Here is a 21,473-nt window from a genome sequence, read left to right as displayed (position 1 = left end):
CACACTTATCTCACTGGCTAGAACAAGAGACCTGCAAGCGGTTTTAGCTAAGCTGAGCAGTATGACACTTCTTGCTGAAGCCCTCTCTGAGCGCGCCGAGGCCCAAGCTCGCTTAGAAAACCTCCGTGAACGCCTCATGTCCGTCGCGCGTATCCAGGAAGGCGACGTTCCCGATGAGGATCCTGCCGTACTGCTCGCCGAAGCTGAAGCTGTGGCACGGCGTATCGACACCCTCGTGGTTGCTATCAACGCAACCAACACCGCCACCGCGTTCGATGAGACCAAAAACCTCACGCAAGCCCTCGCAGAACGCGATGGTCTGCTCCGGTTGCGCCGGCTTTATGCGGATCTGGCCAAGGTCGCCGGCACTCGTCAAGACCGCTACTCGCGTACAGAAATCAAGTTCGTCTCTACCCTTCCGGTAGCCGAACTACGGGCGCAAGCCGATGCATACGCTCAGGCATATCGCGAATTGGATACCCGCATACAGCAGCTCAATTGGAATACTCCGCTGGTTGAGTAACCTTTTACATGTAGTTGGTAGTCCAAGAACAGTCAGCGAGCGCACCCCTTGCTCAGAAGGCTTATCTGAGCTCATGGCGCCCAATAGCGGTATAAGGGCCGAGGTGTTCGTATCACCTCACAGTACTCATTACCCCGCCGCACTGCGCACATGAGAACATGCGGCTTATAGTCCGCGGCACATCGCACAATTCACCACCACCGCGCTGGGGCTATTTCTTGGATGAGGGTCGGGTTCGGGGACTACATTCTTTATTTATGAGCGAGCAGAAAAAATACAGCACCGACAATCCTTTTGATGCGTCTCAATGGAAGCCCGTCGCAGGATTCGAGGATCTTACTGATATTACGTACCACCGCCATGCAGGCGAGGGGAGGGAAAATGGAATTGTACGCATAGCGTTTGACCGCCCAGAAGTCCGTAATGCTTTCCGTCCACACACTGTCGACGAGCTCTACCGCGCGCTCGATCATGCTCGTCGCACGCCCGACGTAGGCACGGTACTTCTCACTGGCAACGGTCCGAGTGAAAAAGATGGTGGCTGGGCTTTCTGTTCCGGCGGAGACCAGCGCATCCGAGGCCGCTCCGGGTACCGCTACGCGACCGAGCACGCTCACAACGACGCCGTCGCAGACGAATCAACAGTGGATACTGCCCGTGAAAAGGTCGAGGGTGGCAGGCTGCATATCCTTGAGGTACAACGCCTCATTCGCACCATGCCAAAGGTAGTCATAGCAGTAGTCAATGGGTGGGCTGCCGGTGGTGGACACTCCTTACATGTTGTGTGTGACATGACGATTGCCTCCCGGCAGGAAGCCCGCTTCAAGCAGACTGACGCCGATGTGGGATCCTTCGATGCCGGCTATGGTTCCGCATATCTAGCAAAAATGGTGGGACAAAAATTTGCCCGCGAGATCTTTTTCCTTGGCCGTGCATACGATGCAGAGACGATGCAACGCATGGGTGCTGTGAACATCGTGGCCGATCACAAGGATGTAGAACAAGAAGCTATCCAGATGGCGCGCGAAATCAATGGCAAGTCTCCTACCGCCCAACGCATGCTCAAGTTTGCTTTTAATCTCACCGATGATGGACTCATGGGCCAGCAAGTCTTTGCTGGCGAGGCTACCCGCCTGGCCTACATGACGGATGAGGCCGTGGAAGGCAAAGAAGCTTTCCTAGAAAAGCGCGACCCTGACTGGAGCGAGTTCCCCTACTACTACTAGGAGATACCTTGATTGGGGCATGGGATCGGGGCCAGGCGTTGTTAGCACTAAACTTTAAGTGTGCATGTACTTGAGCCTCTCGTTGTTCCCGCGCATGACCCTGCCAGCATCCTTGACAACCTGGAGCAGGCCATCGTGGGACAACGCAGTTTTCTGCCCGTTCCGTCCAACGATAAGGATCGGGCAGATCTTCTGTGCAGAAGCCAACGGGTAGGCCAGCCCATTGACCCGGATATCGCCCTAGTCATGAGCACGTCCGGTTCCACCGGGATACCCAAGGGAGCTATGCTCACCGCACGCAATCTCGTGTCCTCTGCAGACGCTACGCATCAGTTCCTTGGTGGTGAGGCTCAATGGCTGCTAGCCATGCCGGCTCATCATATTGCGGGGATGCAAGTACTGGTTCGCTCGCTGATCGCTGGTTATGATCCCGTTGTCGTCGATGTTTCACGTGGTTTCAACGTGGCTTCCTTTGCCACTGCCGCCGCAAGTGTCGAGGGCGAGCGCGTTTACACGTCACTCACTCCCCTACAGCTGCTTAAAGCAATGGATACTTTGGTGGGAATCGAGGCACTTCGAACCTTTGCTGCGATACTCGTGGGCGGTGCGCCTTTGCGTGCCGACGACCTCCGCGCCGCCAAAGAACTCGGTATCACCATAGTGACCACCTACGGTTCCTCCGAAACGTCTGGAGGCTGTGTATACAACGGTCGGCCGATCCCCGGCGCGAGTGTGCGGGTCGTCGGCGAGAGAATTCATCTGGGTGGCCCCATGGTCGCGCAGGGCTACCGGAATATCCCCGATCACGACGCTTTTGTTGAGCCCGGGTGGTTTGCCACCTCCGATGCAGGAACCCTCACCGACGGAATACTCGATGTCACCGGAAGACTAGATAATGTCATCGACTCTGGCGGATTAAAGATCCACCCCGAGGTTCTAGAGCGCAAACTTTGCGACGTTCGCGGCGTCACTGCGGCGTGCGTGGTAGGTCTGCCGGATAGGCGATTCGGACAAGTTATTGTCGCAGCATATGAGGGTAGCGCACATCCTACAGACATCATCTCTGCGCTTGATGACCTCCCTCGTTGGCAACTGCCCAAGGACATCCGCCGGGTGGAATCTTTGCCGCTCATCGGCCCCGGAAAAGTCGATCGTAGGGGCGTCACCGCTCTTTTCACACAACAGTGAGACAATGGACAGCATGTCGAAAGCTACCTTTGCCGATTGGAAAGAAGGCGCACGCCCCCACACATGGGCTAATGCCTTTGCCCCTGTCATTATCGGGTCGGGCGCCGCTGCCCAGGCTAATGGTTTTAGCTGGTGGCGAGCCCTGCTGGCGCTCGTTGTCGCATGGGCCCTTATCGTAGGCGTGAATTACGCCAACGATTATTCTGATGGCATCCGAGGCACAGACGATGACCGCACTGGCCCACTTCGTCTTACGGGATCCGGGCTGGCGCAACCAGCTTCCGTGAAACGCGCCGCTTTTCTTGCTTTCGGAGTGGCAGCAATCGCCGGTATCGCGCTGTCTTTAGCAAGCGCATGGTGGTTGATCGCTGTAGGCGCTCTTTGTATTCTCGGCGCCTGGTTTTACACCGGTGGGAAAAACCCCTATGGGTACCGTGGACTCGGCGAAGTATCAGTCTTTGTGTTCTTTGGTCTTGTTGCTGTCATGGGTACCCAGTTCACTCAGCTCGGCAGAACCACATGGGTTGGTTTTGGCTGTGCCGTAGCGGTAGGCGCAATGTCTGCCGGGGTAAATCTTGTGAACAATCTCCGCGATATCCCCACAGACTCTGTGGCTGGAAAAACGACCCTTGCCGTCATCCTTGGGGATAGCGCAACACGACGCTTGTATTGCTTTCTCGTGTCCATACCGTTCACGGTTTCGCTAGGCTTCTTCCTCATTTCCCCCTGGGCCGGCATCGGAATCATTGCGCTTCCCCTTGCAATAAAAGCAGCAATCCCCGTGGTGAAAGGACGCCAAGCCAAAGAGCTCATTCCGGTGCTAGGTGCTACAGGAAAAGCCATGGTGGTATGGTCCGTGGCCACCGCACTAGCGTTAGCGATTAGCTAGTTCGCTTTTCACCCAATCCTTCTCAGCCTTGCGTTGTGCACTCCACAGGGCCACAGCCTCAGTGGCGTGTACCCGGATACCTTTAAACACAAACATCGACAGCGGCATGGCCACGATTAATGCCAACGTGGCCGAGATAAGGATTGGCACTGGGGCTCCAATGGCCACCGCGATTCCCTGAATGATTGCGGTCAGCACGATAAACAGCGCGCATCGTGCGAGTCCATACACGATGACGGCCTTGCGGGCAGCCGTCTTTACCTGCGGGTCGACGATCGGTCGAGAATTCTCTGGCATTGCAGTTTCGCTCACACACAGCACCCTACTCAACAGTTCTTCTTTCGGGGTAATCTAGGCTCACAGTCACATAACCCCATAACTTTATCTTTTTGAAAGGATTCTCCGTGGGCCGTCTTATTCTTCTCCTCCTCCTTATCGCAGCCGTTGTGTTGGTGTGGAAGGCATTTGGCCCTAAAACGTGGCAGAAAAGTGTTACTCCGGAACCTCCCCGCATCAAGGGACCAGATGACGATGAGGAATTCTTGTGGCGTTTGGAACGAGATCAGTTTAAAAAGCGTCGCGCGGAGGAAGAGGCAAAGCGCAAAGCTGCCGAGAAAAAGAAGCGCGAGGACACAGAAAATCCTGCGCATCCCGAACGGAAAAATCCACAGGACAACAAGGACTTAGGCGCTTAACCTCGTATTTTGTTGACATATAATACTTTAGAAAAGTTTTACTTGAGAAATAGTTGCCGTTATAGTGCTGTGCATGAATTCTCCCTCGAATAAAGCACAGCGTCTTTTTAGCGCGCTTGCCGATCCCATGCGGATTCGGATTCTTTACCTCGTGGCAGAACACCGCGAAGGTATGAACCGAATGGAGATCACTAGTACGCTCGGGATCGCGGCGCCCATTTTGGCGCAGCATATGGCCAAACTCGCAGAAGCAAACCTGATCTGCACGCACAAAGATGGAAAGCGCATCAGCTACCACGTAGTTCCTGAAGAATTCGCACGAGTTCAAGAGCTTTTCCTTGCTATCAACGCCAACCCACGCATCAGTGCGTTCCTCAACCGACCCCGTTAATAAGCAAAACCCCTCAGCCGTATCAACGGCCAAGGGGGAACATTCACATCTTATATTCGGTTAATTCAGACCCGCGTACGAGTGCAAACCAGAGACCACCATATTGATAAAGAAGAGATTGAATACCATGGTCACAAGCGCCGCAATATTGATCCACGCAGCCCGCGAGTCGCGCCAGCCAGAGGTAGCGCGCGCGTGTAGATAAGCCGCATAAAGGATCCATGTTGCAAAGGCCACGGTCTCTTTAGGATCCCAGCCCCAGAAACGCCCCCATGCACTTTCTGCCCAAATGGCCCCCAAAATAATACCTAGGCCAAAGACCGGGACGGTGATGATCGCGGTGCGGTAAGCGATGGCGTCGAGAAGCTTCGCAGACGGCAACGGCTTAGCCAACGCTCCCATTATTCCCTTTTCTTGACCTTGCGCCTGATACAAGCGCAACAGATACAACACAGAGGCAACACCAGAGATCATGCCGATGGAAGCGCCTATAGATACTGTGGATACGTGAATCGGGAACCAGAACGACTGCAAAGCGGGTACTACCGGCGCAGAATCCGCATAGAGCTTTGTTCCGCCGAAAAAGAGTAGAGCCAGAATGGGAGTCAGCACCCACGGCCACAGCACTCGCATCTCCCGGCGCTGCAAGAAGAATGCAGCAATTCCCACCGTAAAACAGCTGATGACCAAAACATATTCATAGAGGTTGCCAAAGGGGAACCGTGAGGCCGACAGGCCACGCAAGATCGCAGAGGCAGCGTGGACAACAACACCCAGCCACACAATCATCTGGGTCATACCAGCAAACTTTTCCGCGGAGGCTTCTACCTTAGAGATACGCTCATCCGAGAAGTCCGCTTCCTGGCTAAGCCCACCGGCGTTACCAACAGCGTTGTCGGACTCGTTCCCCACCGCAACGAGCTCTCGCTCGTCCACTCTTTCCCGTTTCAGGTCAATGAGTGTTCTCGTCCTCATATAGAAAACAATGGAAAGAACAAGCGCAATAAAATAGATGACGAAGCTCGACGCAAATGCCATATCGGATAGCGACGCAAGATTCGAGTTGACGTTCATGGTACCTCTAATCAGAGTTAGTGATCTCGGAACAGAATACCCGTAAAAAATTTGATGTCTACCACACCGGTTCATGTTCCTCTTATGATCAGAGTTTTCACCCCGAAAGGCGCCATTCTTTCGGCCTCCTGCATGCATTATTTCTCATCGAAAGGACACATACATGACACCCCAAGAACTACTTGCGGCATGGCATGAACAGCAGACGGCTTTCATTGAGCATCGCGACCTCAGGACTCGCACGATCATCGATGTCCTCAAAGCACGTTATGCCGACACTCCCATTACCGTCCTCGATCTTGCGTGCGGCCCGGGCAGTCTGGGGGCGGAGATTCTTCGGGAGCTGCCCAGTGCCACGATCATCGGTGTAGACCGGGACCCGGTATTGCTACGTCTGGGCACAGAAACAAACCAATTCGGCGAGCGCCTTCGCTTTATCGACGCCGACCTCACCGATTCTCACTGGATAGAACAACTTCCTGCCACGGACTTTGATGCAGTTATCAGCGCCACAGCATTGCACTGGTTCGAGCCCGATCAGCTGTCTCGGCTCTATCTAGATCTCACCCGAGTAGTGAAACTTGGTGCGATCTTTATGAATGCCGACCACCTGCTGTACGACGCCCACCACAGTCCAACCCTAGCCACCCTTTCTGAGACAATCCGGGAGGACTTCCGCACCCGCGCAGTCGCCTCAGGCGTCCTCACATGGGAGGCCTGGTGGGAAGCAGCCTTCCAGATGCCAGGCTGGGAAAAAGAAACCGAACTGTGGCATCAGCGTTGGGCAGACAAATCCCCCACGGTGAAGGTGGACACGGCCTACCACCTCGCGGCTCTGCGCTCCGCAGGGTGTACAGAAACCGGCCACCTTTATCAGTGGCTCGATGACTATCTGATCTACGGCATCTGGCCCACAAACTAGGGGCTTTTAATCCTCATCAGGGTCGGGAAGCCCAAGGATGCGTCGGTGAATCCGCTCGTATTCACTTCCCCACCCAGCGCGGTCAGTTCGGGCTAGACCTGCGGTCTCCACAAACGTAACGGTGTCTGAGACGGGCCGCACGCGCACCCAGATTCGCCGGCGTCGGATGAGCAAAGAGCCAGCGAGCGATCCCAATGCTATGACGGTGAAAAAGAGCACCCAGAGCTGCGCGGGGTCGTGGCTAATCTGGTAGTTGGCAAATTGTTCGGCACCGTCAAATGAGACTACTGTTCCGTCGTCGAGAGTCACGGACTGACCCACACTCAAGTTGACGCGTTCCAGCTTCTGTAGCTGTCCGGAGTGGATCAGGGAGCTGTCTAGGCTAAAGAGGTTCTGGCCTCTACCTGAGTCCAAGCCGTTGTCGCCCCGGTAGATGTCAATGGCTACCGCAGGATCAGTCATAGCCGGATACCGGGAGGTCAGCAGAGATTTGTTTTCGCCTTCCCATGAGGCGGTCGGTGCAAACAGCCCTTGAATCGCCAGCTGGTTTTGGCGCTTTTCAAAGGCATCTTTGTACATCCCGGCCGGTGGATCAAAACGAACCACGCCGTCCGACAGGAAGTTCATAAGGTCAGTGGGCTGCCATTGAACGGTCTGGGTTCGCTTTTCCCCGTTGGGCCACGTAACGGTAAACGTTGGCGCGTAGCCGTGGCCTTGCAGATACACTCGATCGCCAGCGATGCGCAGTGGGTGGTTGACTTTGAGCGTGTACTGTTTCCACGTCTCGGTGTCATTAAAGATCTCTTCACCCTCTGCGTAGGAGACCAAGGAAGTGAACATCTTCGCTTGGCCATTGGGGAGATAATCGGCAGAGAAGTTGTGCGCGATAAAGCAGAAGGGGTTTAATCCGGTGCCGTCGAAAAGCGAGCCGGCACGGAAGGAATCGTAGTTTGCTGTCGCGGTGTTGCAGAATTCCGTGCTCTTTGTTTTATCTTCGCTGGCAACGATGATCACTTGCCCCTCGTAGAAAAACAGTTTGCCCACTGCAATCGCAACCAACATACCCACCAAGCCGAGGTGGAATGTGAGGTTGAAAAACTCACGGAGATACCCTCGTTCAGCAGAGAAGGAACGCATCCCGGCGCGATCTTCCTCCGGGGTGTACTCCGCCAACTTCCAGCCTTTGAGCTGTGTGCGTATGTCTTCTTCTACGTCGGGCAGCGGCTTTTCGACGTTTCCCTCACCATGCAGCGGCAACCGGCTCAGGTTCTTTGGAGCCCGAACCGGGTCGGTCTTCATAGCTTTGTAATGATCCCACGAGCGCGGGATGATGCATCCAATGAGCGAAAGGAACAGCAGAGCAAAGATCGCGGTAAACCAGGTGGAGCTGAAGACGTCGAAAAGCTGCAGTTTGTCATAGATCTCGGCGGTTCGGCCATTATTAGCGATGTATTCCGTAACCTTTGACTGGTTGAGGGAGCGCTGTGGCAACAATGCGCCGGGAATCGACGCCAACGCCAGAAGAAATAGCAGGGCTAACGCCGTGCGCATACTCGTGAGCCAGTGCCATGCTTTTAGTGGATAGCTCAGCAGCTTCCTCGTCCGATTACTCATTCACATGCTCTTTCTAAATAAAAGTTGCACCGTACTCGACGGTCCACTGGCGCACCCAGTTAATAAACATTCCCCACGTTCCGGAGACTAACGCTGCGCCGACCACGATCAACGCCACTCCGCCCACTATCTGAATAGTGCGCGAATGGCGTCGCAAGACCCCTACGCCGTGCATCGCACGCGCAGACCCCAGGGCGACAGCCACAAACGGCAGTCCCAATCCAGCACAGTACGCGAGGATAAGGGCTACTCCCCTAGCCGCGGTGGTCCCTTCTGTGCCAGCAGAAATAGAGATAATAGCCGCCAGGGTAGGCCCCAGACAGGGAGTCCACCCCAGAGCAAAAACTCCTCCGAGCAGCGGCGCACCCAACCACGTCGACCAACGTTTGGGGGTCATGCGCTTATCTTCTTGCAGGAACGGAACCCATCCCAAAAACACCACGCCCATGAGCACCGTAACCACTCCGCCGACACGCATCAATGTTTCCGCGTTGAGGGTAAGGGCACTAATGGCACCAAAAACGGTTGCCGTAGCTAGGGTAAAAATCACGGTAAAGCCAAGGACAAAGAGGAGAGCCGCACCAGTCACCCGCCAGCGCCCCTTCTTGGCTACCTGCGGGCCCTGCTCGCCGAGTTCCATCTCAACACCTACTACTCCCGCAAGGTAGGACATATAGCCCGGCACCAAGGGGATCACGCAGGGGCTGGCAAAAGAGACTAAACCCGCAAGCGCTGCGGCCAAGAGGCCAAGCAGTAATGGCCCGGTGGCTGCAGCATCTGCGATCTGCTCGCCAATACCACTAGCTAAGACGTCGGTCATGCGATTTTTTCAATCACATCGATGACGTCCTTGGCGGTGATTTCCCGTAGAAAAACCGCTGCTGGACGATGCTGTTTGTCCAGGATAATTGTTGTGGGGACCACGGCAGCCGGGACTCCTCCGAGCTGCGCGGCAGACTTAAACGGCGGATCATACAGACTGGGGTAGGTCAGCCCATTATCTTTGACAAAATCTTGGGCAATCTGTTTGGAATAATCGCGCACGTTGATTCCCAGCACTGTGCCACGCTTTTCCTTTTCCAGGTATTCCTGCACAGTTTGTAAGTCGTCGGACTCACTGCGGCAAGGCGCGCACCATTGTCCCCATGCGTTCAACACAACGATCTGATCTTTGTAATCATCAAGACTGATCTTGCCGTCTGAGGCCAAAGACTCACCGGAGATGTTCTTCACCGGAGCACGGTCGGCCTCATCGTAGAAGATTTCCGTCTGACCACCTGGGGAATGGAATTGGAACGTCCCGCCGATGGCTACCGCGTCTGTCCCCGCAGTGTCTTCGGAGCTACATGCGCTCAGTACGCACAGGCTCGCTATCATCGCCGCAGCGAGAGTCCTTTTCACTGTTAGATCTCCTGTGCTGGTTCCGTGTAGATATAGTCAACGAGCTGGCCGCCTTCAAATACCAGCGAGCTCACGCTAGCCAAGTTACACTGCCGTACCGCTGGGTTATGTGCCAGTGGTTTTCCTTGGACATGCCGCTGAACACACACAATAGGCAGCTGATGGCTCACCAAGATCGCCTCGTGCCCTTCAGCAGCACGACGGGCGTCTTCCACCACCTCCATCATGCGATCTCGTTGATCCACATAGTGCTCGCCCCAGCTGGGTAAGAGCGGATTTGCCATGAGCGGCCATCTGACGGGGTTCCATAGTTGGGACCGCAAGCCCTTGACGCGCAGACCTTCAAAGCGATTGCCGGATTCCAGCAGGCGGTCGTCGAGACGCACGTCAAGCCCTAGTTTCTCCGCAAAGGGCGCCGCTGTCTCCTGTGCTCGTTCCAGAGGCGAGGACATCAAGACAGTCACGTCGTGTCCCACAAAGGAACTAGCGGTACGAGCCGCCATGCTGCGTCCGCGTGAGGAGAGGTGGTAGTCAGGGATTCGCCCGTACAGGATACGCTCTGGGTTAAAGACTTCTCCATGCCGGACGAGGTGGACGATAGTGGTACTCATGAGGCCTTTCAGTGCTTGTGTGCGGCCGCCGCAGCCTGGGCTGCTGGGCGTAGGGCGTTCTCGATCTTCTCGAAATCTTCGTCGGTAAGCGCCGCGGACACAAACCACGTCTCAAACACGCTCGCCGGCGCATAGATGCCATTATCCATGAGCGCGTGGAAGAAAGGAGAAAAGCGGAATGTCTCAGCAGCTTTCATCTCATCAAAGTTGTGTCCTTCGCCTTCTGCGAAGCGAATGGACAGCATCGTAGCGGCCCGCTGAATATGGTGAGCCACGCCCTCACGTTCTAGCGCGGTACTCAATAGCCCCGCCAAGCGATCAGCATTAGCGCGCACCACGTCATAAACCTCAGGGGTGGCAAGCTCAAGCGACTTCATTCCGGCGGCCACTGCTACCGGGTTACCTGAGAGAGTTCCGGCCTGATATACCGGCCCCTCGGGAGCAAGGTACTTCATAATGTCTGCGCGCCCACCAAAAGCTGCCGCGGGAAGGCCACCGGAGATGACTTTGCCAAAGGTGGTGAGGTCGCCGGCCACATGGTCTACGCCAAACCAACCGCTATAGGAGGTGCGGAAGCCCGTCATTACCTCGTCCAGAATGAGGAGCGCACCATGAGCGTGAGCTATATCTTTAAGCTGGGCATTAAAGCTATCGCGCGGAGCAACCGTGCCCATGTTGCCCGCCGCTGCCTCGGCGATAATGCAGGCAATCTGCCCGTCATTTTCTGCAAATGCCTGAGCCACAGCCGCGATGTCGTTATAAGGAACCACGATGGTGTCTGCGGCGGAAGCGCCCGTCACACCTGGGGAATCCGGCAGCGCAAACGTCGCTACGCCAGAGCCTGCAGATGCCAGCAATGCATCGACGTGGCCGTGATAGCATCCATCGAATTTAATGATCTTGGGGCGGCCGGTGAACCCACGTGCCAGTCGAACCGCAGACATGGTTGCCTCGGTTCCCGAGTTGACCATGCGCACTTCCTCCACGGAGGTGCGCTCCACGAGCATATTAGCTATACGCACCTCAGCCTCGGTGGGCGCACCAAAGGACAAGCCGTTCTCCGCTGCCTTTTGCACCGCACCAACGATTTCAGGGTGGGCATGACCCAAAAGCATCGGACCCCAAGAACACACCAGGTCCACGTATTCGTTGCCGTCTACGTCGTAAAGCTTGGATCCCTTCGCCGATGCGATGAAACGTGCTTGCCCGCCCACGGATCCGAAAGCACGCACCGGCGAGTTCACACCACCTGGGGTTACTGTGCAGGCTTGGTGGAAAAGCTCACGGGAACGCTGAACGTTAGAGGAAGTCGGGATAACAGTCATGCGTACCATCCTATTACGTAACGAGCGCGCAAACTTTAGACCCACTATTTCCTCCGCGCACTGCGAAGAGCGCTCCGTCTTCTCTATCATGGCGCCATGACTATTGCATTTCTTGGAACCGGCCGAATGGGCACAGAACTAGCGCTCCACTTGCTCAAAGAAAACGACCTCGTGGTGTGGAATCGCACCCCAAGCAAAGCTGAGCGCCTGGTAGCAGCAGGTGCCACGCTGGCTTCTTCCCCCGAGGAAGCAGTCGCCGGTGCCGACATCATTGTGACGTCGCTTTTTGGTCCCGATACAGTACGAGACGTGGTTATTAGCCCTCGCCTCATCCCCGAGGGGGTGTTGTGGGTTGATACGACCACTGTTAGCCCAGAAGACTGCACCGAGTTCGCGGAGGCAGTACCCAGCTATGTCGCAGCCCCCGTCGTGGGTACCCTCGGCCCCGCCCGCGCCGGTTCTTTGGGCGTTTACGTGGGCAGCGCCGATGAGCATTACCGTCACGCCGCCGCCACACTCGTCGCCCCGTGGGCAGACCCCGAGCGGCTTGTGCTTGTCGACGCCGCCCCCAAGGCCGCTGTGGGAAAATTGCTAGCTAATCTCGCCCTTGCAGTAAGCGCCCAAGGACTCAAAGAAGCCCTACTTCTCGGTGATTCCAGTGGTTTATCTCCTGAGGAAACCCTCACCATGCTCAATTCCACCGGGTTGGCTTTTATCGCCGGGATGAAGCGCCCCTTTGTCTTAGGCGAACGTCCCACCACACCTGGCGATTTCACCGCAGATGCGATTGCAAAGGACGCTCGTCTTATGCTCAACACCGCTACCCAGCCGCTCCCGGCTGTCGCCTCCGCTCTGAACTCCTTGGAAGAACAACAACAGGCCGGGCATGGCGATGAGGATTTCTCTGTGATACTGACGCGCCGCGACAGCTAAAAATCTTTAGGCAAGCGCGCGTTTGGCCGCAGCCTTCGCTGCGTCGATCACTGCAGGAACGCCGACGCCATCGGCCCATGCGCCGGTAGCGTCGAGGCCCTGGACCTCAGCAAGAGCGTCCTTGATTGCCGCCACCGTTTCCAGGTGCCCTGGACCATACACCGGCAAGCCGCCGAACCAACGTTGGACAAAGATCTCCGATAAGCCCGCAGCGCGCCCGTCGAATCCCGTAATCGTCTGCAGATCGTCGAGGGCTGCGTCGACAAGCTCATCCTCGTCTGCGCGTGCGATGGCGTCATCGCCAAACCGACCAAAAGAGGCTCGGACTAAAGCGCCGCCGCGCTCGCCAAGGTGAGGCCATTTCTTGGAGGAGAAGGTAAAGGCCTTTGCTTTCACATCGTGAGCATCGGTGGCAACAAGGATCCCTGAATTCTCGGGGAGGCCTTCGGAATGATCAAATTTCATTCCGACCACGGCAGAGCTTGCCAACTTGATGGTTTTAAGTTGCTGCGCGGCCTCCGGCGCAAGGTTTTTCAGCAGCAGTGCAGCAGTGGGCGCTGGTACCGTCAACAGCACCTTGTCAAAGACACCTTCAGCGCCTTTGAGAGTGAATCCTTCAGCGGTCTTATCGATTGCGGTGATAAAGGCATCGATGTGAATCTTGGCCTCGCTGCGCTCAGCAAGGGTTTCATACATCTCCGCATAGCCGCCCGCGAAAGACGCGAAGACGCTAGGGGTATATCCCCGCGCTTTGTTGCGGGTCTCTCGTTCAGAAAGAAGGCGCTGGACAGCACCTGTGATGGTTACGGGCTTCCCCTCTTCTTTGAGCCGGTCAAAGGCCCGTGCTAGCTGGGGTACCGTAGCGCGCACGCTTAGGTCATCTGAAGTGGAAGAATAGACGCCACCTTGCAGCGCCGACACCACGTGATCCACCACGTCATCACCCAAGCGTTCCCGCAGGAGTGCCCCCAGGCTTACTTCTTGAGGCCACTCAATTGAGCCCGCGTCTTTCTCCTCATCAATGCGTTTGAGGGTTTCCTCGCTCACCAAGTCCCCCAGTCCCTCACTTGTACCGGGAATACCCATGATCGTGTTAGAAGGCATCCCGTGGAGGCTTCCTCCCACGTACAACAAAGAAGGTAATCCCGAGGGCGAGCGCAAGCTCTCACCGAGTCCTAGTTCTTTAAAGAACTCGGTAGTGTCTTCCCTAAAAGCTAAGTACGCTTCTGCGCCCATATCGGTAGGGCCAGACGCAAACGGAACCGTAAACAGTTTGCCGCCGATCCGATCTGTCGCCTCAAACACCTCTACTTCCACGTGAGGATCGAGTTTATGGATCTCATAAGCAGCCGTTAGTCCCGCTAACCCTGCACCGATAATGGCAATGCGCACGTGGATAGAACCTTCCTTGAAACGTAACTGTGTTGTGACTTGGGAGAACTGGTCTCCGAGACTTTTAAAAGCCGTGAATCAGCTCTACCGCACGAGTGATCGCTTCAGGATCAGTGTGCGGTAATACGCCGTGTCCGAGGTTAAATATATGCCCAGTGGCGTGTCCTGCAGCAATGGCGCGATCGGCTTCAGCGCAGATGCGCTCGATCTCAGTTTTTAACACGTCTTCTCCAGCAAAAAGCAACGCCGGGTCTAGGTTTCCTTGCAGCACCTTTGCCCCGGAACGAGCATGAATGCGCTCGGCGGCAACGTCGAGAGGCACTCGCCAATCCACGCCCATCACTTCAGAGCCAGCCTCGCTCATCGTGGCGAGCAGTTCACCGGTGCTTACGCCGAAGTGAATGCGCGGCACATCCGCTACCGCTTCCAAAATCTGAGTGGAATACGGAAGCACGTGATTGCGGTAATCGCGCTCTGTGAGGAAGCCCGCCCAAGAGTCGAAAAGCTGCATGGTCTGAACGCCTGCGTCGATCTGGGTGCGCAAGAATCGCACGATGGTGGGAACCAGACGCTGCATGAGGGCATGCCAGGTCTCGGGGTCGCCATGCATCATGGACTTAGTCTTTTCGTGGTTCTTACTGGGCCCGCCCTCTACAAGGTAGCTCGCTAGCGTGAATGGCGCGCCGGCAAAACCGATCAGCGTCTGCTGCTCCGTCAGTTCGTCTTGAATAATCTCGATACCTTGGGCTACTTGCAGAACATCGTCTTCAAGAATCGGTAGGGCATCCACATCGGCGCGGCTTTGGATCGGCCGATCCATAACGGGGCCGCGACCAGGAATGATTTCTACTTTTACCCCAGCGGCTTTCAGCGGAACCACGATGTCCGAGAACAATATCGCGGCATCGACGTCGTGGCGACGCACCGGCTGCAGTGTAATTTCCGCAAGAAGCTCTGGCATAAAACAGCTATCCAGCATGCCAATACCTTCCCGTACCTGGCGATACTCAGGTAGCGAGCGGCCGGCTTGGCGCATAAACCATACGGGACGACGCGTGGGAGTTTTCCCCTGAATGGCGTCAAGAAGTGGCGCATTGAAAGGTTGTGACATGCCACCAATAATGCACAATAAAACTCCTAAAGGAAAGCAAGCCGACCCTATTTCAGCCGAGAACCCTATCAACCATTTGATTGATAGGGTTCTGATAGCACTACCGCCGACACTCGTCGCGTTCCTCAGCTACCTACATGCTGCGCAACCAATGTGAGCGAACCTCAATAATCACGCTCGACCCCAGCATCAGCAGAGGCGCAATCATCGGGTGCAAGACTCCCGCGACTGCCGCCACAATAGCCAGCAGGTTATAGGTCCACGCAAAAATCAGATTTCCACGGATTCTACGATTTAGGCGACGCGCAAAATGGAACAACCGAGGGATCGGAGCCACGTCTGGTTTAAGCATGACCACATCGGCCGCGGGATGCTCAAGCGCAAGCGCCCCCCGCGGACCCGACATCGCACTAATCATGATGCCCACGTTGGCAACCCGGTAACACTCTTCCACCGACTCATCGCCCACCATGATATTTGCTCCATGGGAACGCACAGATCGAACAGTCTGTGGCTTCCGCCCAGGCTGCACGCCAGCCAGCACGTGGGATACTCCCACCATATCGCCGTATCGACGCGCCACCGGGTACGTATCCCGGCTGAGCATCATCGTTTCCAACCCCATCGACTCAAGCGAATCCACGGCATCCACGGCATCATCTTTGGCACCGTTGTACAGCGTGATCACGCCGCGATCTTTGTTCTTCCACCGAACAACCAATGGACTACTACCGGATACCGCAGCCGCTGCTAGACGACCATGCAAGTCAGAGAGGTTGCGCGGACGCCATAACACAGCTTCCACGCTCCGCAGTTCCTCTTCCCCGTCGCTATTGACTACCGGCAACTCCACGTGACCGCGGAAACTTCCCTCCTCGTCCACCTCCGAGTGGGTGACCTCAATCCAACCGGGAATTGAATCATCGGTAGACGCATCTCGCGCTTCGCGTGCCGCGCGCACCAGGGCACGAGACACGGGGTGCCCGCTTTCCATGGCTAAAGCACCGGCAACCCGAAGCACCAGATCGGGATTTTCCCCACGGTCAGCGGTGACTGTTTCTACAGACATCTCAGGCCTGGAAATGGCACCCACACGATTGAAAATAACCGTGTCCACCTCGTCGACGTTGCGCAGCGTCTCACCCGATTTAATCAGTGTTCCACGACGTGCAGCACCTTCAATGCCTTGTCGCATAGCCAACGACGCAGAGGTCGCAAGCGCTGCCGGAGCCACGCATCCCAATACAGCAAGCCCCGTGGCAAACGCCTGGTTCAGGTTATTAGTAATCAAGGCCCACAGAGCAAAATCCGTGGCCGCAATAACAAACGACACGGGTACGAGCATCGAGGCAGCCTTGGTAGCTATGGCATCGGAGCGATTCTGATGCACATTGGCATCCACCACCCACCGATTTATGGCAGCCAACCAGGTTCTATGGCCAGTCTGCAACACACGAACCTTGAGTTCCTTGCTGCCATTGATGCACCCTGCATACACCCGATCATTGACTTTCACTTCGCATGAGCCAATGCCTAAAGCAGTACCGTCTAGGATGCCTCCACCGCCGACCACTATTCCGTCGACAGGAACAAGTGCCCCAGCGGGAATGATGACGTCATCGCCCACATTCAGTTTCTGGATCGCCTTGTCTTCTTTCCCGACTCCACCGGCTTTCCGTTTTTTAGACACCACTGTGACTGTGGAAGCGGGGTTAGGTTTGTATTTAAGAAGATCATCTTGCAGACTGCTGCGGGCTCTTCGGGCAGCGAGCCTTCCTGCAAGGAGAATCAGGGTCATTCCGCAGGCTACGTCGAAAAACAGCGCGCCAGACTCAAAAATCGTAGGATCGATCGCTATCCACTTCGGCCGCGCCCGATACTCCGGATCTCCCACCGGAGTAAACAGCACCATACTCAACGACCACAGCCACGCCAGCAGGATTGCTACCGACGAGGCACTGTCCAACGCGGACATTCCCCGACGCGCCCCGCCCAATGTTGCCCGGTGAAAAGGCCAGGCGCCATAAAACACAACGGGAATGGAAAGCGCCGCCAAAGCCCACTGCCAGTTATCAAATTGCAGTTCCCTGGAGTAGCTAATAGCAACAACTGGAATCGTAAAAAGTGCGCTGATGCCCAGACGAGTTTTAGTCATGAGCGACCTCGCGGTAAAGAGGACAGCCGTGCTTGACTCTTTACGTGAGGTGTCCTCGCGGCGTTCTAAGAACCCGGCCCTGCGCGCTAGCTCAAAACGACGCTCTTCTTCATCCACACGAGACCCAAAGCGGCTAATCCGGCGGTCACGTCGTCTCGACCTCTTATACCGGCCTTCTTCTACGTCAGACCAAGCAAGCCGACGACGCAGTGATGAATCTGTCAATGTTGCGGTAATTCCGAATCTCTGGAACACATCCACAAACATCATCGGGTCAATGGTACGGCTCGCGCTCACCCACGCCATCGACGAGGGATAAACGATCTTTGCATCTACGCCCTCCAGCTCGCCTAGGGCATCTTCTACTTCAGACACCGAAGAGGCACTGGAGAGGCCTTTGAGTTCAAAGGCAAAAGAGGTTCTCCCCGCGTGAATAGCAGCTGCCGCAACTTCTTCCGGGTCAATGGCATGGAACGCCCCCGTGTTAATGCCAGCCTTAGCGGCTGCCCGTTTCGCCTTTTCGATGGCGTCGGCAAGCCCTTCCTGCGTGCCTAAGGGACGCGCACCTGCCCTGTTTTCGTCTTTGAGGCCTCGATTATTGCTAGGAGTGTCCATTCTTCCCCCTAGAATTTTCCCACTCGCCAGTCCACGCCAAGGTTTCAGGCCTCATCTTAAAGATGAGCGCCACAATGGCCGCAACGCCCATGCAGATCTGGACACAACCATCAACGGCATACACTGCGACGGGGACGGAAGGTGAGCTTGGGGTCAACAAGAAGACTGTCACCAGCCGAACACCAAAATAAATAGAGAAATACGTAAGGATGCGGCGTGCTAAAGCTGAAGATTTGTTGCCTTTATAAAGAAGCACGGCTAACCATGCAATGACGCACAACACGATCAAGGAAAAAAGTCCCGCCAGGATGATGCTGAAGACCGCTGCCAAGTTCATGATTTCGGGAGAAAGATTCTCATCCTTCATCGACTCTTTGAGCTTAGAAATCAACTCAGGTTTGTTGGCAAAACCAACAATGATATTGATGATTTGGTGTACCGTCTCCACGCAGATGGCAAAAATCCACACACGAACCGCCCAGCGAATCGCGTCGGGACGCTCCCGCTTAGCGTCGGGAGTGGTCGGTTGAGACGGTGATCGCTCGAGTCGCTGTTGCTGGTTGGTCATTATTTCCCTAGTGCTGTAGTTTTTTCGCCGCATCGACGGCAAAGTAAGTAAGAATCTGGTCTGCGCCAGCGCGTTTGATAGAAATCAATGATTCCATCATCACACGTTCAAGGTCGAGCCAGTTATTACGGGCGGCCGCATGCAGCATGGCGTATTCGCCTGATACTTGATAAGCGGCAACTGGTACGACCGACGTGGCGGCCACCTCTGCTAACACGTCAAGGTAAGGCATTGCTGGTTTGACCATAACAAAGTCCGCACCCTCTTCAATATCCAGATCGACTTCCACTAGCGATTCCCGGAAGTTAGCAGGGTCCTGTTGATAGGTTCTGCGGTCGCCTTCCAAAGACGACCCCACTGCCTCACGGAACGGCCCATAGAAAGCCGACGCATACTTGGCGGAGTACGCCATGATGGCCACGTCCTGGAACCCATGAGCGTCGAGAGCTTCACGGATTGCCGCAATTTGTCCATCCATCATGCCTGAGGGACTCACCATGTGCGCGCCTGCCTCAGCCTGCGCCACCGCCATCTTTTGATAAAGCGGAATAGTCGCATCGTTGTCCACGATCACCTCACCAAAACGATCGGTGCTCAGCACGCCGCAGTGGCCGTGATCAGTGAACTCATCAAGGCAGGTATCTGCCATGATGATGACGCTATTACCGAACTCCTGCCGTAGTGCAGTTATGCCCCGATTGAGTATGCCTTCTGGTGCCCACGATTGAGATCCCTGCGCATCTTTGTCTGCGTCGAGAGGAACGCCGAAGAGATCGACGCACTTAATTCCCACGGAAATGGCTTCCCTGACGGCCTCGATTAAGGAAGGAATAGTGTGCTGGTAGACACCGGGCATAGAGGAAATCTCGCGAGGCTCAGTTATTCCGTCTGCGACAAACATAGGAAGAATCAGGTCAGCAGGACGAAGCGTCGTCTCTGCCACTAATTCGCGCATCACCGGCGTGTTTCGGAGCCTGCGTGGACGACGAATCAGATGGAGATCTTCGTTGCTCATAACTCAATGCCTTCTTCCAGTTTGTTGGGTCTGACGTCGTAACAACGTTACTCACGATTTTTCCGGGCGCGTCGTTTCTTCCTAGGCGGTGGTAGCTGACCAGCTGCACGCAGTTGTGCCACGTGAGCGGCAAGGCTGTTCACCAGGTGTGGGACATCCGCCACCTCAGGAACCACGTCCACTCGCAGTCCTAATTCTTTTGCCGCAGCTTCTGCCATAGGACCGATGCATGCGATGATCGTGCGCTGATGTGGCTTCCCGGCGATGCCCACCAGGTTTTTCACCGTCGACGCAGAGGTAAAGCACACTGCATCAAAACCGCCACTTTTAATCATGTCGCGCACTTCCGCGCTCGGCGGCGCAGCGCGTACCGTGCGATATGCAACCACATCATCGACTTCCCAGCCCAAGCCCTCTAGGCCTTCTACCAGGACGTCTGTTGCAATATCTGCGCGAGGCAAGAGGACCCTTCCCACTGGGTCAAGGTCTTCCACGTACTCTGGGAACACCGATACTAACCCTGCGGCATTTTGCTGGTTCCTTGGCGGCAATAGCTCGGGAGTAATCCCCAGCTCGCGGATAGCCTTAGCGGTTTTTGTTCCCACCGCGCCGATGCGTACGCCGGCAAAGGCGCGGGCATCGAGGCCGAAAGAACCGATCTTTTCTCGCACAGCTTTCACCGCGTTAACGCTGGTAAAGATCACCCACTGGTAGCGTCCCTCGACAATTCCCTTGATGGCTTTCTCCATTTGCGCGGGGTTGCGCGGCGGTTCTACGGAAATTGTGGGGACTTCTTGCGGAATTGCCCCCTGCGAAGCCAACAATGTGCTCATGGGGCCGGCTTGTTCTTTAGCGCGCGGTACTAGGACTCGCCAGCCAAAGAGCGAGCGATTCTCCCACCAGGAATATTTGGTGCGCTCATCCACGGCTTTGCCTAAGGTGACCACGAGGGTGCCAGTGAGATCCCCATCCAACTTGCTCAGAGCACCCAAGGTGACGTCAAAGCTTCGCTGCAAACGTGTCGTGCCGTGAGAGGTCACCGTCACCGGGGTCGATGCTGCCAACCCACGGGCTTTGAGCTCTGCCGCTATTGTGGGCAGGTCATCTTTGGTCGCCTGCAAAACCAGCGGCTGAGGTGCTGCCGCCAGCTGCTCCCAATCCACGTCTTCACCAGTCACATCGGTTTCCGTATAAGAAGATCCCAGTGCAATGCCGGCAAAAGCCGGAACGGTCGCTGGCAAGGACATACCTGGAACAACATGGAATTCCAGTCCAGCTTGAGTGACCGCAGATATTTCTTCCAAGGTACGGTCGCAAGACAAAGGGTTCCCCTGTACAAGGCGGATAACGTCCTCGCCCGTAGTCAAAAGCTCCTTAAGCTTGTCGACGATCTCCGCTACCGGAACCTCATCATCTACCTCCGTGATCTCAGCGGCGGTCGGGGCATCTGGACGCTGCGGCTTACGGCGAGCGCCGGCCTCTTTCGCCTCTGCACAGAGGCGCTCGTATTCTTCCTCAGCCGCCTGAATCTTATCGGCCGGAACATCCAGTTCACGTGCGACTACAGAGCGAACCCCCGGGAGTACTTCTGCGTCTACTACGGCAAAAGCGGTATGGCTGAGAACTTCGCGGGCGCGAACGGTGAGCAGATCAGGGTTTCCTGGTCCTGCTCCTACGAAGATCACTTTTCCCTCCGGCAAAGGGGTAACCGGATTGGGCTGCGGAGTGAGACTCATGAACAAGTATCCGTATTTCTAGGAACTGCAAAGAGCTCCGAGTTGTGGAGTGGGCGAAAAGTAAGAGGGACTGCTAAACACAAATTCAC

The 21,473-nt window shown here is 55.8% G+C and carries 21 protein-coding genes; 8 read left to right on the top strand and 13 right to left on the bottom strand.

Features of this window, described 5'->3' with window-relative positions; all coding sequences use genetic code 11:
* The first annotated feature begins 61 nt into the window (after positions 1–61).
* From CULFRC11_RS01640 to CULFRC11_RS01625, 4 genes are all read left to right on the top strand, one after another.
* Entirely contained in the window at positions 62–523 is a 462-nt protein-coding gene (locus CULFRC11_RS01640; protein ID WP_023635069.1) for a DIP1984 family protein, read from the top strand.
* 257 nt (positions 524–780) lie between these two features.
* The gene (locus CULFRC11_RS01635) at positions 781–1,749 is read left to right on the top strand and encodes a 1,4-dihydroxy-2-naphthoyl-CoA synthase (RefSeq protein ID WP_031269972.1); all 969 of its coding nucleotides are present in this window, start codon (positions 781–783) and stop codon (positions 1,747–1,749) included.
* A gap of 60 nt (positions 1,750–1,809) precedes the next feature.
* A complete protein-coding gene (menE, locus tag CULFRC11_RS01630) occupies positions 1,810–2,937 on the top strand; it encodes an o-succinylbenzoate--CoA ligase (protein ID WP_023635067.1) in 1,128 nt (375 codons plus the stop codon).
* 13 nt (positions 2,938–2,950) lie between these two features.
* A complete protein-coding gene (locus tag CULFRC11_RS01625; RefSeq protein WP_031269971.1) occupies positions 2,951–3,826 on the top strand; it encodes a 1,4-dihydroxy-2-naphthoate polyprenyltransferase in 876 nt (291 codons plus the stop codon).
* Here the strand turns inward: CULFRC11_RS01625 and CULFRC11_RS01620 are convergent.
* Positions 3,812–4,123: a DUF4229 domain-containing protein gene (locus CULFRC11_RS01620; protein WP_013910741.1), complete on the bottom strand. Its 312-nt coding sequence runs from the start codon at positions 4,121–4,123 to the stop codon at positions 3,812–3,814. The two genes, CULFRC11_RS01625 and CULFRC11_RS01620, sit on opposite strands and share 15 nt — an antisense overlap.
* A gap of 107 nt (positions 4,124–4,230) precedes the next feature.
* Between CULFRC11_RS01620 and CULFRC11_RS01615 the strand changes: the two genes are divergently transcribed.
* The gene (locus tag CULFRC11_RS01615; protein WP_014835894.1) at positions 4,231–4,521 is read left to right on the top strand and encodes a hypothetical protein; all 291 of its coding nucleotides are present in this window, start codon (positions 4,231–4,233) and stop codon (positions 4,519–4,521) included.
* A 73-nt stretch (positions 4,522–4,594) separates the two neighbouring features.
* Positions 4,595–4,912, top strand: coding sequence for an ArsR/SmtB family transcription factor (locus CULFRC11_RS01610; protein ID WP_014835893.1), 318 nt, complete (start codon positions 4,595–4,597; stop codon positions 4,910–4,912).
* A 60-nt stretch (positions 4,913–4,972) separates the two neighbouring features.
* On the opposite strand, the gene ccsB is transcribed toward CULFRC11_RS01610, so the two are convergent.
* The gene (ccsB, locus tag CULFRC11_RS01605) at positions 4,973–5,986 is read right to left on the bottom strand and encodes a c-type cytochrome biogenesis protein CcsB (RefSeq protein WP_038620329.1); all 1,014 of its coding nucleotides are present in this window, start codon (positions 5,984–5,986) and stop codon (positions 4,973–4,975) included.
* 163 nt (positions 5,987–6,149) lie between these two features.
* On the opposite strand from ccsB, the gene CULFRC11_RS01600 reads away from it, so the two are divergent.
* The gene (locus CULFRC11_RS01600) at positions 6,150–6,908 is read left to right on the top strand and encodes a class I SAM-dependent methyltransferase (RefSeq protein WP_023635064.1); all 759 of its coding nucleotides are present in this window, start codon (positions 6,150–6,152) and stop codon (positions 6,906–6,908) included.
* Positions 6,909–6,914: 6 nt separating this feature from the next.
* Here the strand turns inward: CULFRC11_RS01600 and CULFRC11_RS01595 are convergent, their stop codons facing one another.
* The 5 genes from CULFRC11_RS01595 to hemL are packed head-to-tail and all read right to left on the bottom strand — an operon-like array spanning position 6,915 to position 11,868.
* Positions 6,915–8,522, bottom strand: a complete 1,608-nt coding sequence (locus tag CULFRC11_RS01595; protein ID WP_023635063.1) for a cytochrome c biogenesis protein ResB — start codon at positions 8,520–8,522, stop codon at positions 6,915–6,917.
* A gap of 13 nt (positions 8,523–8,535) precedes the next feature.
* A complete protein-coding gene (locus CULFRC11_RS01590; RefSeq protein ID WP_023635062.1) occupies positions 8,536–9,342 on the bottom strand; it encodes a cytochrome c biogenesis CcdA family protein in 807 nt (268 codons plus the stop codon).
* A complete protein-coding gene (locus CULFRC11_RS01585) occupies positions 9,339–9,923 on the bottom strand; it encodes a TlpA disulfide reductase family protein (RefSeq protein ID WP_023635061.1) in 585 nt (194 codons plus the stop codon). Before CULFRC11_RS01585 ends, CULFRC11_RS01590 begins: the two co-directional genes overlap by 4 nt.
* 2 nt (positions 9,924–9,925) lie before the next feature.
* A complete protein-coding gene (locus CULFRC11_RS01580) occupies positions 9,926–10,534 on the bottom strand; it encodes a histidine phosphatase family protein (protein WP_023635060.1) in 609 nt (202 codons plus the stop codon).
* An 8-nt stretch (positions 10,535–10,542) separates the two neighbouring features.
* The gene (gene hemL / locus CULFRC11_RS01575) at positions 10,543–11,868 is read right to left on the bottom strand and encodes a glutamate-1-semialdehyde 2,1-aminomutase (RefSeq protein WP_031269966.1); all 1,326 of its coding nucleotides are present in this window, start codon (positions 11,866–11,868) and stop codon (positions 10,543–10,545) included.
* Between the two features lie 87 nt (positions 11,869–11,955).
* Between hemL and CULFRC11_RS01570 the strand changes: the two genes are divergently transcribed.
* Positions 11,956–12,792: an NAD(P)-dependent oxidoreductase gene (locus CULFRC11_RS01570; RefSeq protein ID WP_023635058.1), complete on the top strand. Its 837-nt coding sequence runs from the start codon at positions 11,956–11,958 to the stop codon at positions 12,790–12,792.
* 6 nt (positions 12,793–12,798) lie between these two features.
* Here CULFRC11_RS01570 and CULFRC11_RS01565 read toward each other — a convergent pair whose 3' ends face one another.
* From CULFRC11_RS01565 to CULFRC11_RS01540, 6 genes are all read right to left on the bottom strand, one after another.
* On the bottom strand, positions 12,799–14,184 hold the full coding sequence (locus CULFRC11_RS01565) for a protoporphyrinogen oxidase (RefSeq protein ID WP_023635057.1): 1,386 nt from the start codon (positions 14,182–14,184) through the stop codon (positions 12,799–12,801).
* A gap of 64 nt (positions 14,185–14,248) precedes the next feature.
* Entirely contained in the window at positions 14,249–15,295 is a 1,047-nt protein-coding gene (gene hemE / locus CULFRC11_RS01560) for a uroporphyrinogen decarboxylase (RefSeq protein ID WP_013910726.1), read from the bottom strand.
* Between the two features lie 133 nt (positions 15,296–15,428).
* Positions 15,429–18,065 (bottom strand): heavy metal translocating P-type ATPase, encoded by a 2,637-nt coding sequence (locus CULFRC11_RS01555; protein ID WP_038620326.1) that lies wholly within the window; start codon positions 18,063–18,065, stop codon positions 15,429–15,431.
* Positions 18,052–18,633 (bottom strand): hypothetical protein, encoded by a 582-nt coding sequence (locus tag CULFRC11_RS01550; protein ID WP_023635054.1) that lies wholly within the window; start codon positions 18,631–18,633, stop codon positions 18,052–18,054. The genes CULFRC11_RS01555 and CULFRC11_RS01550 overlap by 14 nt, the downstream gene beginning before the upstream one ends.
* Before the next feature lie 7 nt (positions 18,634–18,640).
* The gene (gene hemB / locus CULFRC11_RS01545) at positions 18,641–19,648 is read right to left on the bottom strand and encodes a porphobilinogen synthase (RefSeq protein ID WP_023635053.1); all 1,008 of its coding nucleotides are present in this window, start codon (positions 19,646–19,648) and stop codon (positions 18,641–18,643) included.
* A gap of 47 nt (positions 19,649–19,695) precedes the next feature.
* Positions 19,696–21,384, bottom strand: coding sequence for a bifunctional uroporphyrinogen-III C-methyltransferase/uroporphyrinogen-III synthase (locus CULFRC11_RS01540; protein WP_023635052.1), 1,689 nt, complete (start codon positions 21,382–21,384; stop codon positions 19,696–19,698).
* Positions 21,385–21,473 lie beyond the last annotated feature (89 nt).

This window comes from Corynebacterium ulcerans, from assembly GCF_000767685.1.
GTDB lineage: Bacteria > Actinomycetota > Actinomycetes > Mycobacteriales > Mycobacteriaceae > Corynebacterium > Corynebacterium ulcerans.
The sequence above is the reverse complement of the archived record's forward strand: the minus strand, read 5'-3'. Positions and strand labels throughout refer to the sequence as shown.

Excerpts from the sequence above, each read along its gene's own strand:
- CULFRC11_RS01640 (WP_023635069.1), top strand. The coding sequence starts at position 62 with ATGACACTTCTTGCTGAAGCCCTCTCTGAGCGCGCCGAGGCCCAAGCT.
- CULFRC11_RS01635 (WP_031269972.1), top strand. The coding sequence starts at position 781 with ATGAGCGAGCAGAAAAAATACAGCACCGACAATCCTTTTGATGCGTCT.
- CULFRC11_RS01625 (WP_031269971.1), top strand. The coding sequence starts at position 2,951 with ATGTCGAAAGCTACCTTTGCCGATTGGAAAGAAGGCGCACGCCCCCAC.
- CULFRC11_RS01620 (WP_013910741.1), bottom strand. The coding sequence starts at position 4,123 with ATGCCAGAGAATTCTCGACCGATCGTCGACCCGCAGGTAAAGACGGCT.
- CULFRC11_RS01610 (WP_014835893.1), top strand. The coding sequence starts at position 4,595 with ATGAATTCTCCCTCGAATAAAGCACAGCGTCTTTTTAGCGCGCTTGCC.
- ccsB (WP_038620329.1), bottom strand. The coding sequence starts at position 5,986 with ATGAACGTCAACTCGAATCTTGCGTCGCTATCCGATATGGCATTTGCG.
- CULFRC11_RS01600 (WP_023635064.1), top strand. The coding sequence starts at position 6,150 with ATGACACCCCAAGAACTACTTGCGGCATGGCATGAACAGCAGACGGCT.
- CULFRC11_RS01595 (WP_023635063.1), bottom strand. The coding sequence starts at position 8,522 with ATGAGTAATCGGACGAGGAAGCTGCTGAGCTATCCACTAAAAGCATGG.
- CULFRC11_RS01590 (WP_023635062.1), bottom strand. The coding sequence starts at position 9,342 with ATGACCGACGTCTTAGCTAGTGGTATTGGCGAGCAGATCGCAGATGCT.
- CULFRC11_RS01580 (WP_023635060.1), bottom strand. The coding sequence starts at position 10,534 with ATGAGTACCACTATCGTCCACCTCGTCCGGCATGGAGAAGTCTTTAAC.
- hemL (WP_031269966.1), bottom strand. The coding sequence starts at position 11,868 with ATGGTACGCATGACTGTTATCCCGACTTCCTCTAACGTTCAGCGTTCC.
- CULFRC11_RS01570 (WP_023635058.1), top strand. The coding sequence starts at position 11,956 with ATGACTATTGCATTTCTTGGAACCGGCCGAATGGGCACAGAACTAGCG.
- hemE (WP_013910726.1), bottom strand. The coding sequence starts at position 15,295 with ATGTCACAACCTTTCAATGCGCCACTTCTTGACGCCATTCAGGGGAAA.
- CULFRC11_RS01555 (WP_038620326.1), bottom strand. The coding sequence starts at position 18,065 with ATGGACACTCCTAGCAATAATCGAGGCCTCAAAGACGAAAACAGGGCA.
- CULFRC11_RS01550 (WP_023635054.1), bottom strand. The coding sequence starts at position 18,633 with ATGACCAACCAGCAACAGCGACTCGAGCGATCACCGTCTCAACCGACC.
- hemB (WP_023635053.1), bottom strand. The coding sequence starts at position 19,648 with ATGAGCAACGAAGATCTCCATCTGATTCGTCGTCCACGCAGGCTCCGA.
- CULFRC11_RS01540 (WP_023635052.1), bottom strand. The coding sequence starts at position 21,384 with ATGAGTCTCACTCCGCAGCCCAATCCGGTTACCCCTTTGCCGGAGGGA.